The organism is Variovorax sp. J22R115 (genome assembly GCF_030317005.1).
Classification (GTDB): domain Bacteria; phylum Pseudomonadota; class Gammaproteobacteria; order Burkholderiales; family Burkholderiaceae_C; genus Variovorax.
In genome coordinates, this window is record NZ_JASZYM010000010.1 from 278,642 (window position 1) to 292,442 (window position 13,801).

Sequence of the window (13,801 nt, forward strand, 5' to 3'; positions counted from 1 at the left end):
CGCTCATGCCAATGCCCCTCGGGCTTCGTCCTTGCCGCCATGAGGCTCGGGCTCGACGCCGCCGGCTTCGGGCGGTGCGGTCTGCGGGATGAAATCTTCCGACTTGCCCGGCACGCCATAGGCATAGGCCCACCGATAGACCACCGGCAACCGCGGCCCCCAGTTGCCATGGGTCGGCGGCGTCTCGGGCGTCTGCCATTCGAGCGAAGCGGCGCGCCACGGATTGGCATTCGCCGGCCGGCCGCGCCACGCGCTCCACGCGAGGTTGATGATGAACAGCAACTGCGCCGCGCCGACGACCAGCGCGACCACGGTGATGAAGGTGTTCAGGCTGAACGCCGACGGCGGAATGAACTTGTAGCCGTCGAAGTTGTAGTAGCGCCGCGGCATGCCCAGCACGCCGAGGTAGTGCATGGGGAAATAGATCAGATAGGTGCCGATGAATGTGATCCAGAAATGCAGGTGCCCCAGCCGGTCGTCGAGCATGCGGCCCGTGACCTTCGGGAACCAGTGGTAGATGCCGCCGAACACCACCAGTAGCGGTGCCACGCCCATCACCATGTGGAAGTGCGCCACCACGAAGTAGGTGCCCGAGAGCGGAATGTCCACGCTCACGTTGCCGAGGAACAGTCCGGTCAGCCCGCCGATGGCGAAGGTGCACACGAAAGCCAGCGCGAACAGCATCGGCACCGACAGGTGGATGTCTCCGCGCCACAGGGTCAGCAGCCAGTTGTAGACCTTGATGGCCGTGGGCACGGCAATGATCAGTGTCGTGGTGGCGAAGAAGAAGCCGAAGTACGGGTTCATGCCCGCCACGAACATGTGGTGCGCCCAGACGACCACGCTCAGCCCGCCGATCGCCACGATGGCCCACACCATCATCCGGTAGCCGAAGATGCACTTGCGCGCGTGCACGCTGATCAGGTCGGAAACGATCCCAAAGGCCGGCAGCGCCACGATGTAGACCTCCGGATGGCCGAAGAACCAGAACAGGTGCTGGAACAGCAACGGGCTACCGCCCTTGTAGCCCGTGATCTGCCCCATCGACACCAGCGCCGGCATGAAGAAGCTCGTGCCCAGCGTGCGGTCGAGCAGCAGCATCACGCCGCTCACGAACAGCGCCGGAAAGCCGATCAACGCGAGGATGGTGGCGACGAAGATGCCCCACACGGTCAGCGGCATGCGCATCAGCGTCATGCCTTCGCAGCGGGCCTGGAGCACGGTGGTCACGTAGTTCAGGCCGCCCATCGTGGTCGCAACGATGAAGATGACGAGCGACACCAGCATGAGGACGATGCCCCAGTCGTAGCCCGGCGTGCCCCGCAGGATCGACTGCGGCGGATACAGCGTCCACCCCGCGCCGGTCGGCCCACCCGGAACGAAGAAGCTCGCCATCAGCACCACGACCGACAGCAGGTAGACCCAGAAGCTCAGCATGTTGAGATAGGGGAAGACCATGTCCCGCGCGCCCACCATCAGCGGGATCAGGTAGTTTCCAAAGCCGCCGAGGAAGAGCGCGGTCAACAGGTAGATCACCATGATCATTCCGTGCATGGTCACGAACTGGTAGTAGCGCTCGGGGTTGATGAACTCGAAGTGGCCGGGGTAGCCGAGTTGCAGCCGCATCAGGTTCGACAGCACGACCCCCACCACCCCCACCGTGATGGCGACGCAGGCGTACTGGATCGCGATAACCTTGTGGTCCTGGCTCCAGATGTAGCGCCTCAGGAACGATGTCGGCGCGTGGTGTTCGGCTTCGTCGTCGTGTGGCACGGTGTGCCCCGCGGGCGAATCAGGGTTCATCGCTGCACCTTCGGTTCGGTGGCTGCCTGCGCCGGCGGGCTGCCGAGGGACTGGATGTAGGCCACCAGCGCGGCCAGTTCTTCGTCGGTCAGGTCGATCTTGGGCATGACGGGCGCAAAGCCCTTCACGCCACGCGCCTGCGGATCGCGGATGAAGCTGCGCAGGTAGTTGTCATCGACCAGCGCGGTGGTGCCGTCCCTCATGTTTTCGGTCTTGCCGTAGAGGCCCTTCCACGTCGGCCCTACGCGGGCGGTGCCGTCGATGGTGTGGCACGCCACGCAGCCCTTGGATTCGGACAGCGCGCGGCCCTGCTCCACGCGCGCGCCCGCGCCACCAGCGGCCGCTTCGCCCGTCGGAGGCGGGAGCGTCTTGACCTGCGTCCTGGCGAAGGTCGGCAATGCCACCTGCCAGGCCTGGAACTGCGCCGGATCTTCCACCACCACGAAGCCGCGCATGTTCGGATGGCCCACGCCGCAGAGCTGCGCGCACAGCGCCTCGAAGCGGCCCACGACGGTCGGCGTGAACCAGAAGCGGCTGACCTGCCCCGGCACTATGTTCATGCGGGCGCGAAACGGCGGGACGTAGAAGTCGTGCAGCACGTCGTGCGAGCGAACCAACACCAGCACTGGCTTGCCGAGCGGCAGGTGCACCTCGTCGCTGGCGACCATGATGTCGTCCTGCCCAGCCGGGTCGCCGGGATCGAGCCCGAACGGATTGGAGGCGCTGTAGAAGCGCGCATCGCTCGCGCCCAGCTTGCCGTCAGCGCCGGGAAAACGGTATCGCCACTGCCATTGCTGGCCCACCACCTCCAGCACGAGCGAGTCGCGTGGCTCCCTTACGTAGTTGGCGTAGACCACGAGACCCGGCGCCAGCAGCGCGATGATCCCGACCGTCGTGCCGCCGATCAGCCAGCGTTCCAGCTTCTTGTTGTCGGGCTCATGTGCCGCGCGGCTGCCTTCGCGGTGACGGAAGCGCACCAGCGTGTAGACGACGAAAAGATTGATCGCGACGAAGAAAATGCCCGTGATGACCAGCGTGATGGTCAGCGTGTGGTCCATCTCCTGCCAGTTGGAAGCCAGTGGCGTCAGCCACCACGGATTGAGAAAGTGAAAGGCCACCGAGGCGACCACGATGAGCAGCAGGGCAACGGCCATGATCATGTGCGGTTCCTTTGCTGTGCATCGGCGGTCCGCGACTCATCGGCGATGCGGCGGCGTTTCAGCGGAACGCCGGTACCTGCTGCTCCTCGCCCTCGAAACGGGCTTCAGGATGCGCGGTCTGCAACAGTGCCTCGATGTCCTGCACGCGCGATCGCGGCAAATCCACCATCAGGAGAATCCGGCCCTCGGCCATGGCGCCTTCGAAGCGCTGCAGCCGGGTGCTCGGAATGGAGATGCCGATCATGCTGGCGGACCAGGCGCCGATCACGCCGCCCAGCACGCCGAGCAACACGGCCACTTCCCATTCGGGGTCGTCGCCCATGATCGGAAAAAGCAAGCCGGCCACCAGGCCGATGACCATGCCGCAGGCGCTGCCGATCACCCACCCGGTCTTCGCCGCGTGCACGACGTCCGAGGTCTGCCACACGTTGGCCGTGTGCAGGCCAGTCATGTCCATGCCTTCCGGCCCGGCGAAATGAATGCGCGCAACGTCGACACGCGCCTGCACGAGATCGTGCATCGCTTGCCTGGCGCTCGCCAGATCTGGCATGAGCCAGTAAATACGTCTCCTCATGGCACCCTCCTTTCCGTCTTGCGACGAGACAAGGAACCATGGACGACTTATATGCCCATGAGCGTCTGTTATCAAGTCGGCAACCACCGACCCGCATCACGCCGACGGCAGAAGCATTCTCAGCAGGCCCTGGGCCGTCACGAGGTTTCGCGGCGTGTGGGTTTCCTCGATCACGCCGCTCAGCCGCTTCCTGACGCTCTCGCTGTGGCGCGCGCGCCAGATCAGGAGGTCCGCGAGCCACGGGTGGTTGTTGATGCGGTTGGCCTGCTCGTAGGCATCGAAGCGCGGCTTCAGCGCGTGCAACGCGGCCTCGTAGCGTGCGCGCACTTGCGCGTCGCCCAGCCGCTGGTCGCGGCCTTCTGCGATCGCCTGCGCGGCGAGCATGCCGGTCTCGAGCGCCTTGCCGATGCCCTCGCCGGTGAAGAGATAGGTGCTGCCCGCCGCCTCGCCCGCCACCAGCAGCCCGGGCCGCGACCACTTCGCGCCGTCGAGCGAACAGCGCAACGGCGCGCCCTTCAACGGACCCAGCGGCTCGCCGCCCTCCATCAGCTCGCGCGCCGGCGCGTACAGCCTTGTGAAGGTGGCGAACAACTCGCGCAGGTTGACGTCGGGCACGTCCGCGCGGCTGTGGGTGATCCCGACACCGATGTTGAACACGCCGCCGGCGCACGGGAAGATCCAGCCGTAGCCGCGCCGCAATGCGCGATGCCACACCACGTCGAGTCCCTTGATCCGACCCGCCATCGCATCGTTCCGGACGTAACCCCGCAGCGCCATCCCGCTCGGCGTGCGGCGCGTGCACAAGCCGGCCGAGTTCAGCGGAACCGATGCCGCGCCGGTGGCGAGCACGGTCCAGCGGGCGCGCAGCGCGTGCGGTACGCGCGGCGCGCCATCCGGCAAGGCAAGCCGCGCGCCGATCACCTGTTGACCGGGATCGAGGAGCGGTGCATCGAAGCGGGCCGGAGCGAGCCAGCGCACACCCGCCCTGATCGCCGAAAGCCGCAGGATCTCGTCCAGTTCACGGCGCGGCAGCACCGCGAGATGCGCCGGCACCTCCACCCGCCCGCCGCTCGGGCCGACACAGGCGACGTGCGTCGCGGCCCGTGCGTGTGCCAGCACTTCGTCGAGCACGCCGAGCCGCTCCAGCGCCCGGTGAGCATCCGGAATCAATCCGTCGCCGCAGACCTTGTCGCGCGGGAACAACTGCTGGTCGGCGAGCACTACATCGAAGCCCGCCCGCGCCAGCGACTGGGCACAAGCGGTCCCGGCCGGGCCGGCGCCGATTACCAGCACCTCGCACGCTTGCGGGACCGGCGCCACCGGATCAGCCGCCGCTGCCATAAGGCCGGGTGAGGATTTCAAGGACGTGGCCGTCGGGGTCGTCCCAGTAGACCCCCCGGCCGCCGTCGCCGTGGTTGATCTCGCCGGGCTGGTGGTGGCCGGGATCGGCCCAGTAGGGAATCCCGCGTGCGCGGATGCGCCCGAAGATGTCGTCGAACTCGCTCTCGCTCACGAGAAAGGCGTAGTGCGCCCAGTCGAACTCACCATCGACTTTCATGAAATCGAGCGTGACGCCGTTGTCGATTTCCACGCCATGAAACGGCCCGAAGGGCACCGGCGCGCCGCGCCCGAGCAACTCGGCCAGGAGTGCCGCCGATGCCCGCGGGTCGCGGGCCTTGACGATGGTGTGGTTCAACTGGATGGACATGATGGTCACCCTTCGATGCAAGCCACAAGTATTACGGCCACATCCGGCAGGCGCAACGCGGGGACGACGAATGACGGGCCGCAGCATGGGCAATGAGCCCCGCCAAGCTCGCTCTTGAAAGCCGCCGCCTGGCCCCCACGTCTCTTGGGATACCGCGCCCCGATGAAGGCGATGACCATCGACGATGATCGCTGCCCACTCGCGCAGCGTATCGCCAAGCAGCCATGTACAAATTCCTGAAGATCTTCGCGCGCCCGTTGGCCGCGCTCCGGCAATCCGGCACCCAAGTCGCCAGCGAGCCCGGCATCCCGTCCGCCGGGGCTCGCGCATCGAGCCCCCGCCATCTCGCAGATATCCGCGAGATCGTGGGCCAGATGTCGGAGTCTCTGGGTGCCCGGCTCAAAGCGGCGGGCATCGCGATGGATCTGCGCATTCCATCGGATCCACTGACCGTGTTTCTCGACCGCTCGGGGATGCAGGAGGTCTTCACGCAAGTCGCCGATCTGGCCTGCCGCATCATGCCGGCGGGTGGCACGTTGCAGTTGTTGGCCCGCGCGGATGGCGCGCACGCCGTCATCAATTTCATGGACCAGGCGCCTGCCGAAGAGCCGCGCCTCGGTCGGTGCTTCAGCGCCGCTTTGGCGCGTCGAGACGATGCGGCCCACGCCCATTCGATCGACGGCGTCAAGCTGTGCGAACAGATCGTGAGCGACAACGGTGGGCGCATCTACGCGGCACCGTCGCCGCTGGGCAGCCTCGGGGTCACTCTGCGGCTGCCGCTCTGCTAGCTGCGCGCCCACCCGCGGCGCGCCTGCTCAGTGCTGCGGCAAATACATCGTCGCTTCCACCTCGATCAGCACTTCGTCCCCCGGCAGGAAGCGCGATAGCTCCACCACCGTGCTGACCGGCGGTTCGCCCGGGTAGAAGAGTCCACGCACGCGGTTGTACGGCGCGTAGTCGGAGCCTCATGCGCCCGAGGTGCGCGGCAGCGAGCGCAGCCAGCCGAGCCCGTCCGAGGTGCCGTTGGCGACGGCACCGCGCCGCGGCCGGTATTCGCAGCCGACCCAGCCCTCCCAGCCGCATTGCGCGGACACCTCGTCGATGACATCGAAGAGATAGGGATGGTTCATCTCGCCGATGTCGGGCTCGTTCCGGTCCGGCACGCCCGCGATCTGAAAGTGCCCGACGCGGCCCGTGGGCAGGTACTTGCGGATCTTCATCGCCACATCGCCCTCGACGATCTGGCAATGGTAGAGATCCATCTGCACCTGCACGTTCAGCGCGCCGACGGCCTCGACGATCTCGTGTGCGTGGTCCTGCCGGTTCAGGAAAAAGCGCGGAATGTCGCGCGTGTTGATCGGCTCGATCAGCAGATCGAGCCCGCCCTTGGCCGCTTCGACCGCGGCCCAACGAAGGTTGTCGATGTAGTTGGGCTGCACGGCGTCCCGTTCCGTGCCTCCCGGCACCAACCCGGCCATGACGTGGATGCGCGGACACGACAGTGCGGCGGCGTAGTCGAGCGCCTTGAGAATGCCTTCCCGAAACTCCGCTTCGCGCCCCGGCAGGCAGGCGAGACCGCGCTCCCCACGCTCCCAGTCACCGGGCGGCCCGTTGAACAGCACCTGCTGCAACCCATTGGCCGACAGCCGAGCCGCGAGTTCCCGCTGTTCATAGGCATAGGGAAACAGATATTCGACAGCCCGAAAGCCATCCTTCGCAGCGGCTTCAAAGCGGTCCAGAAAATCAAGCTCCGGATAGAGCATTGAAAGATTGGCGGCAAATCGAGGCATCAAAAACTCCAACAGATCGAAGGCGCGGCGGCGCCCCGCAATTCCAGAAATGCCACGGATCCGGCTCCGCCGGTCCGCCTTCGTTGCCCCCCGGAGGGGGGTGTCCGAGCCACACGCAGTGGGCGAGGCTGGGGGGTAGTCACCATCTCGCACCGAAGTTGCGGCGCAGGTCGTTGATCTGCTTCGGGCCCAGAGGTTCGGGCGCGCTTTGCTTCGCCTGGCTCGACAGGAGCCAGAGCTTGGCGGTTTCCTCCAGCTCCTCCAGCACGGCCATCGCGGCGGCGGGCGTGTCGTGCCAGACGTTGGGGCCGAGGCGGTCGAGCATCACGGCGCGCAGCGGCGTGCCTTGCGTGCCGTAGCGCTCGATGGTCTGCGCGACCAGCGCCGCGGCTTCGGGCGCGCCGGGGAGGTGGTACGGAATCACCGGGACATGGCCAACCTTCATCACGAAATACGGCGTGATCGGCGGGAGCAACTCCGCGCCCGCCGTGTTCAGCGTGAGCGCCACGCAGTGCGTGCTGTGCGTGTGGATGACGCAGCGCGTGCCCGCATCGAACTGGCTCGCAGCGCCGTAGATGCGCGCGTGCAGGGCGATGGTCTTGCTGGCGAGGTCGCCGTGGGTCTGGTGCAGATGGGCGTCGAGCCGTGCGAGCTTCGCAGGGTCGAGAAAGCCGAGGCAGGCATCGGTCGGCGTGATCAGGAAGCCGCTGTCGAGCCGGATGCTGATGTTCCCGGCAGTGGCGTGCACGTAGCCGCGCTCGAAGAGGCTGCGGCCGATGCGGCAGATTTCTTCTCTCGCGTGGCTCTCGTTCATCCGAGGAATGTAAAGGCTTTGGTGAAGAAATCGTCGCTGCCGAAGTTGCCGGATTTGAGCGTGATGTGAAGGCCCGCACCGTCGGCCGCATCGCTGTGCGCATGGCACCACGGCACGCCCGGATCGATCTGCGCACCGATCTGCAACTGGGCAATGCCAAGCGCCTGCACGACCGCGCCCGAGGTCTCGCCGCCCGCCACGACCAATTGCCGCACACCGCGCTCGATCAGCCCACGTGCAATGGCGGCAATGGCTTCCTCGACCATGGCGCCCGCCTCCGCGACACCGAGGCGCCCCTGCACCGACTTGACGGCCTCGGGGTCCGCCGTCGAATAGATCAGCACGGGCCCTTGCTCGATGAGCGGCGCCGCCCAGGCCAACGCCTGCGCGACCACGTTGATGCCCGAAGCGATCTGCACCGGATCGATCGCCAGGGCCGAGCGGCCCGATGCGATGAAATCTGCGACCTGCCGATTCGTCGCGAGCGAGCAGCTGCCCGAGACGACCGCCTGCAAGCCGCTCGCCGCGGGCAGCACGCTGGCGGCGGACGAAGGCGCGAGCCCGAAGTTGGCCGGCAGGCCGATCGCCACACCCGAGCCTGCGGTGACGAGCGGCATGTCGGCGAGCGCGGGCCCGAGGCGCATCAGATCGTCGTTGGACACCGCATCGACGATGGCGACGCCCACGCCTTCGCGGCGCAACTGCGCGATGTGCTCGCCGATCGCCGCAGCGCCCTTCGCCACGGTGACGTGGTCGATCAGCCCGACCTTGCGCCGCGTCTGAGCCTGCATCACGCGCACGAGGTTCGGGTCGGTCATGGGCGTGAGCGGATGGTTCTGCATGCCGCTCTCGTTGAGCAGCACGTCGCCCACGAACAGGTAGCCCTTGAACACGGTGCGCTTGTTGTCCGGGAACGCGGGCGTGGCGATGGTGAAGTCGCAGTCCAGCGCATCCATCAGCGCCTCGGTGACCGGTCCGATGTTGCCCTCGGCCGTGCTGTCGAAGGTGGAGCAGTACTTGAAATAGACCTGCCGCGCGCCCTGCACCTTCAGCCAGCGCAGCGCGTCGAGCGACTGCGCCACCGCCTCGGCCGGCGCGATGGTGCGCGACTTGAGCGCCACCACCACCGTATCGACCTCCGCCGCCAGCGGCGAGGCCGGCACGCCGATGGTCTGGACCACGCGCATGCCCGCGCGCACCAGGTTGTTCGCGAGATCGGTCGCGCCCGTGAAGTCATCGGCGATGCAGCCGAGCAGGAGCGTCATGGCTTGCCCGCCTTGGTGGAGGGCGGCAGCTCGATGCCCGGAAAGATCTTGATCACGGCGCTATCGTCCTCCTTCGCGAAGCCCGCGGTGGATGCCTGCATGAACATCTGGTGCGCGGTGGACGCGAGCGGCAGCGGAAACTTGCTGGCCCGCGCCGTGTCGAGCACCAGCCCCAGGTCCTTCACGAAGATGTCGACCGCCGACAGCGGCGTGTAGTCGCCCGCCAGCACATGGGCCATTCGGTTCTCGAACATCCAGCTGTTGCCGGCGCTGTGCGTGATGACCTCGTAGAGCGCATCGGGCGCCACGCCTTCGCGCAGGCCCAGCGCCATGGCCTCGGCCGCCGCAGCGATGTGCACGCCGGCGAGCAGCTGGTTGATGATCTTCACCTTGCTGCCGGCGCCAGCGCGATCGCCCAGGCGGTAGACCTTGCCGGCCATGGCGTCGAGCACCGGGTCGGCCTTCGCATAGGCCTCGGGCCGGGCGGCGCTCATCATGGTCATCTGCCCGCTCGCGGCCTTGGCGGCGCCGCCGGAGATCGGCGCGTCGATGTAGTGGATGCCCGAGGCGTTCAGGCGCTCTTCGAGCGCGATCGACCAGTTGGGGTCGACGGTCGAGCACATCACGAACACGCTGCCGGGTTTCATCGCCGCAGCCGCTCCGCCTTCGCCGAAGAGCACGTCCTCGGTCTGCTGCGCGTTGACGACGACGGAGATGACCACGTCGCACGCGGCCGCGACCTGCGCCGGGGTGGCCCAGGCGACGCCGCCCTGTTCGGCGAAGCGCAGTGCCGCACCAGGCCGCACGTCGCACACATGCACTTCGTAGCCCTTGCTGCGCAGTGTTCCCGCAATGCCTGCGCCCATGGCGCCCAGGCCGATGAGTCCCGCTTTGTTCATGGATGGTCCCGAGGGTTTCGAAGGAAGGCCAGCACGCAAGAAACGCGCTGGCGTCCGCGCCGGCCGCCTGGCGGGCCGCGCGGGATCAGGGGGCCATCATAGAAATTCGCGACCGCATCACAACGGGACTAACCCCTCATGGCGACACGTCGAAACCGGAGACGTTTCAGCGCGGCGCCAGTGCGTGCCGTGCGGCCCGCACGATGCTCTGGGCATCGACACCGAAGAACTGCCGCAACGCGACACGGGTGTCGCTGCGGCCGAAGCCGTCGGTACCGAGCGTGAGGTAGCGGCGGCCTTCGGGCAGGAAGGCGCGGACGCTCTCTGGCACGGCGCGCACATAGTCGGTCGCGGCAACCACCGGGCCGCTTCCGCCGGCCAATTGCTGCGCGATGAACGGCGTGCCCGGGCTCGCGTCGCCCGCCAGCGCGCGCTCTTCGCAAGCCCGGCCGTCGCGGGCCAGCTCGCTCCAGCTCGTGACGCTGAAGACCTCGGCGGCAATGCCCTCTCCGGCCAACATCTGCGCGGCCTTGATGACTTCGGTCAGGATCGCGCCGGAGCCGAGCAGCGTGACCTTCGCGCTCACGGACTTCGGCTGCGCGCCCTTCCAGCCGTCGAAGCGATAGCAGCCGCGCAGCACGTCGGTTTCCGCGCCCGCAGGCAAGTCAGGCTGCGCGTAGTTCTCGTTCATGAGCGTGACGTAATAGAACACGTCCTTCTGCTCGACCAGCATCTCGCGGATGCCCGCATCGACGATGACCGCCATCTCGCCGGCGAAGGCCGGGTCGTAGGCCTTGCAGTTCGGAATGGTCGCTGCGATGAGATGGCTCGATCCGTCCTGATGCTGCAGTCCCTCGCCGCCCAGCGTGGTGCGGCCCGAGGTCGCGCCGAGCAGGAAGCCGCGCGGCCGCTGGTCGGCGGCGGCCCAGATCTGGTCGCCCACCCGCTGGAAGCCGAACATCGAGTAGTAGATATAGAAGGGCAGCATCGCCAGCCCGTGCACGCTGTAGCTGGTGGCAGCAGCCGTCCAGCTCGCGATGGCGCCGGCCTCGCTGATGCCTTCCTCGAGGATCTGGCCATCGGTCGCCTCGCGGTACGAGAGCACCGAGCCGATGTCTTCCGGCGCATAGCGCTGGCCCACGCTCGAATAGATGCCGACCTGCTTGAATAGGTTGGCCATGCCGAAGGTGCGCGCCTCGTCCGCGACGATGGGCACCACGCGCGGGCCGAGCGCCGGGTCCTTCATGAGATTGCCCAGCATGCGCACGAAGGCCATGGTGGTGCTCATCTCCTTGCCCGCGGCGGCCACCGCGAATTGCGCGTAGGCCGCGATGTCGGGCTTGGCGACCACCTCGCAGGCGGTCTCACGGCGCGGCATGCTGCCGCCGAGCGCGGCGCGACGCCCCAGCAGATAGTGCATCTCGGCGCTGTCGTCGGCCGGCTTGTAGAAGGCGGCCTTCGTGGCCTGCTCATCCGTGAGCGGCAGGTTGAAGCGGTTGCGGAACTCGATGAGGTCAGTGTCGTCCAGCTTCTTCTGCGAGTGCGTGGTCATCTTGCCCTGCCCCGCGCTGCCCATGCCATAGCCCTTCTTGGTGTGGGCGAGGATCACCGTGGGCTGGCCCTGATGGGCGGCAGCGGCGGCGTAGGCGGCATGGATCTTCACGAGGTCGTGGCCACCGCGCTTCAGGCGGTCGATCTGCTCGTCGGTCATGCCTTGGGCGAGCCGCGCGAGTTCCTCGTCCTGGCCGAAGAAGGTGTCGCGGTTGTAGCGGCCATCCTTGGCCGCGAAAGTCTGCATCTGGCCATCGACGGTGTTGGCGAAGGCACGCACCAGCGCGCCGTTCACGTCGCGCGCAAAAAGGCCGTCCCAGTCGCTGCCCCAGACGAGCTTGATCACGTTCCAGCCGGCGCCGGCGAAGAGCTTTTCGAGCTCGTCGATGATGCGGCCGTTGCCGCGCACCGGCCCGTCGAGGCGTTGCAGGTTGCAGTTGACCACCCACACGAGGTTGTCGAGCTTCTCGCGCGCGGCGAGCGTGAGCGCGCTCATCGATTCGGGCTCGTCCATCTCACCGTCGCCGAACACGCCCCAGACTTTCCGACCCTCGCAGTTCAGGAGGTTGCGGTGCGTGAGGTAGCGCATGAAGCGTGCGTGGTAGATCGAGCTGATCGGGCCGATGCCCATCGAGCCGGTCGGGAACTGCCAGAAGTCCGGCATCAGGTACGGATGCGGATAGCTGCTGAGCCCCCGTGCGCCCTTGCCCTCGGTGAAGGCGGGTGCGGTGAGTTCCTGCCGGTAATGGGTCAGGTCTTCCTCGCTGAGGCGGCCTTCGAGAAAGGCGCGCGCATAAACACCCGGCGCGCTGTGCGGCTGGAAGAACACGAGATCGCCGCGATGCGCCTCGGTGCGCGCACGGAAGAAGTGGTTGAACCCCGTCTCGAACAGATCGGCCGCACTCGCGTAGCTCGCGATGTGGCCGCCGAGTTCGCCATAGGCCTGGTTGGCGCGCACGACCATCGCGAGCGCGTTCCAGCGCATCAGCGACGCGAGACGCTCCTCGATCGCGAGGTCGCCGGGGAACGCCGGCTGGGCCTCGACCGCGATGGTGTTGACGTACGGCGTCGACAGTTCGGGCTGCCAGCCGATGCGCTGCGCCCGCGCCATGCGCGCGAGTTCGTCCAGCATCCAGCGCGCCCGCTCGGGGCCGTGTGTTTCGGCCAGCGCGACGAAGGCATCGCGCCATTCGGCGGTTTCGACGGGGTCGGCATCGTGAAGGGACATGTCGAGCAATGCGCGCAACTGATCGGGGGATATCGGGGCGTTCATAGACCGCACTTTAGGCCGCGAGTTTTGAAATGAGATGCCGTTTCCACCCATTTCAGCGGTCGACAGCCACATAGAATGCCGCGATTTGGCTCTTGCACAGCATTTCATGCAACTCGACGCAATCGATCTCCGCATCCTGGACGAACTGCAGCGCGACGGCGCGCTTTCGAACGTGGAACTGGCGCGCCGGGTGCATCTGTCGCCCTCGCCGTGCCTGGCGCGCGTGAAGGCGCTCGAGAGCACCGGCGTGATCCAGCGCTACGTCGCACTGGCCAGCGCGAGCGCCTTGGGCCTCGGCCTCAACGTGTTCATTTCCATCAGCCTCAAGACGCAGAGCAAGCAGTCGCTGGCCGAGTTCGAGCAACGCATCGCGGAGCACGACGAAGTCATGGAGTGCTACCTGATGACCGGCGATAGCGACTATCTGATCCGGGTCGCCGTCGCCGACATCGGGGCGCTCGAGAAGTTCATCCTCGAACAGCTCACGCCGATCGCCGGGATCGAGAAGATCCGCTCCAGCTTTGCGCTCAAGCAGGTGCGCTACAAGACGGCGCTTCCGCTGCCGCAATAGGCTCAAGCAAAGCTGCGGGGAGATCGATCTCTGCGTTTTTGGGGCCAAGCGTTGCACGCGAGCAAATCTCGCGGTTCCACCTGAAAGAAGTGCAACCGAAGGTGGCCGAGTTGACCAGAGCGCGACACACACGGTTGCGTATGCACGGCTCGGTGGGCTTGGCCGCACCTATCGTTCCCCTCCACTGGCTCCGGTTGAGGCTCTCAACATCAACAAAGTGAGGCTTTCATGTTCGACCGACGCACCCTTGCAGCTTGCTGCGTGCTTGCCCTTCCGTATGGCGCCTGCCTTGCGCAGACCACTTTCGCAGCGGACCAGTACTACGACAACCGGTGGTACATCACGCCCTTCGGCGCCTACGTCCATCCGGACGGCGACCGCAACGCCGACAAC

Annotated in this window: 12 protein-coding genes and 1 pseudogene; 2 read left to right on the plus strand and 11 right to left on the minus strand. The window is 66.8% G+C overall.

All coding sequences use genetic code 11. The features are described 5' to 3' along the window. Positions 1-3: 3 nt before the first annotated feature. The 5 genes from ctaD to QTI04_RS19500 form a co-directional block, all read right to left on the minus strand. Positions 4-1,773, minus strand: coding sequence for a cytochrome c oxidase subunit I (gene ctaD / locus QTI04_RS19480; protein WP_286617130.1), 1,770 nt, complete (start codon positions 1,771-1,773; stop codon positions 4-6). Positions 1,774-1,799: 26 nt separating this feature from the next. Continuing rightward, positions 1,800-2,963 carry a cytochrome c oxidase subunit II gene (locus QTI04_RS19485; RefSeq protein WP_286600220.1) on the minus strand — a complete coding sequence of 388 codons (1,164 nt, stop codon included), beginning with the start codon at positions 2,961-2,963 and terminating at the stop codon, positions 1,800-1,802. A 58-nt stretch (positions 2,964-3,021) separates the two neighbouring features. Next, positions 3,022-3,537 carry a DUF1269 domain-containing protein gene (locus tag QTI04_RS19490; RefSeq protein WP_286617110.1) on the minus strand — a complete coding sequence of 172 codons (516 nt, stop codon included), beginning with the start codon at positions 3,535-3,537 and terminating at the stop codon, positions 3,022-3,024. A gap of 96 nt (positions 3,538-3,633) precedes the next feature. After that, entirely contained in the window at positions 3,634-4,899 is a 1,266-nt protein-coding gene (locus QTI04_RS19495; RefSeq protein WP_286617111.1) for an NAD(P)/FAD-dependent oxidoreductase, read from the minus strand. After that, positions 4,862-5,245 (minus strand): VOC family protein, encoded by a 384-nt coding sequence (locus QTI04_RS19500; protein WP_286600223.1) that lies wholly within the window; start codon positions 5,243-5,245, stop codon positions 4,862-4,864. The genes QTI04_RS19495 and QTI04_RS19500 overlap by 38 nt, the downstream gene beginning before the upstream one ends. A gap of 224 nt (positions 5,246-5,469) precedes the next feature. On the opposite strand from QTI04_RS19500, the gene QTI04_RS19505 reads away from it, so the two are divergent. Beyond that, positions 5,470-6,033 carry a hypothetical protein gene (locus tag QTI04_RS19505; protein ID WP_286617113.1) on the plus strand — a complete coding sequence of 188 codons (564 nt, stop codon included), beginning with the start codon at positions 5,470-5,472 and terminating at the stop codon, positions 6,031-6,033. Between the two features lie 27 nt (positions 6,034-6,060). Here the strand turns inward: QTI04_RS19505 and QTI04_RS19510 are convergent. From QTI04_RS19510 to mdeB, 6 genes and pseudogenes are all read right to left on the minus strand, one after another. Further along, positions 6,061-6,201 (minus strand): annotated as a pseudogene (locus tag QTI04_RS19510) (RidA family protein); the annotation flags it as partial. Positions 6,202-6,210: 9 nt separating this feature from the next. Further along, positions 6,211-7,035: a 2-oxo-tetronate isomerase gene (otnI, locus tag QTI04_RS19515; protein ID WP_286600225.1), complete on the minus strand. Its 825-nt coding sequence runs from the start codon at positions 7,033-7,035 to the stop codon at positions 6,211-6,213. A 139-nt stretch (positions 7,036-7,174) separates the two neighbouring features. Continuing rightward, positions 7,175-7,849 (minus strand): aldolase, encoded by a 675-nt coding sequence (locus QTI04_RS19520; RefSeq protein ID WP_286600227.1) that lies wholly within the window; start codon positions 7,847-7,849, stop codon positions 7,175-7,177. Then, positions 7,846-9,114 (minus strand): 3-oxo-tetronate kinase, encoded by a 1,269-nt coding sequence (gene otnK, locus QTI04_RS19525; RefSeq protein WP_286617114.1) that lies wholly within the window; start codon positions 9,112-9,114, stop codon positions 7,846-7,848. The genes QTI04_RS19520 and otnK overlap by 4 nt, the downstream gene beginning before the upstream one ends. Beyond that, positions 9,111-10,013, minus strand: coding sequence for an L-threonate dehydrogenase (gene ltnD / locus QTI04_RS19530; protein ID WP_286600230.1), 903 nt, complete (start codon positions 10,011-10,013; stop codon positions 9,111-9,113). The genes otnK and ltnD overlap by 4 nt, the downstream gene beginning before the upstream one ends. A 166-nt stretch (positions 10,014-10,179) precedes the next feature. Then, on the minus strand, positions 10,180-12,837 hold the full coding sequence (gene mdeB / locus QTI04_RS19535; protein WP_286617115.1) for an alpha-ketoglutarate dehydrogenase: 2,658 nt from the start codon (positions 12,835-12,837) through the stop codon (positions 10,180-10,182). Positions 12,838-12,943: 106 nt separating this feature from the next. Between mdeB and QTI04_RS19540 the strand changes: the two genes are divergently transcribed. Beyond that, positions 12,944-13,408, plus strand: coding sequence for an Lrp/AsnC family transcriptional regulator (locus tag QTI04_RS19540; RefSeq protein ID WP_286617116.1), 465 nt, complete (start codon positions 12,944-12,946; stop codon positions 13,406-13,408). The last annotated feature ends 393 nt before the right edge of the window (positions 13,409-13,801 follow it).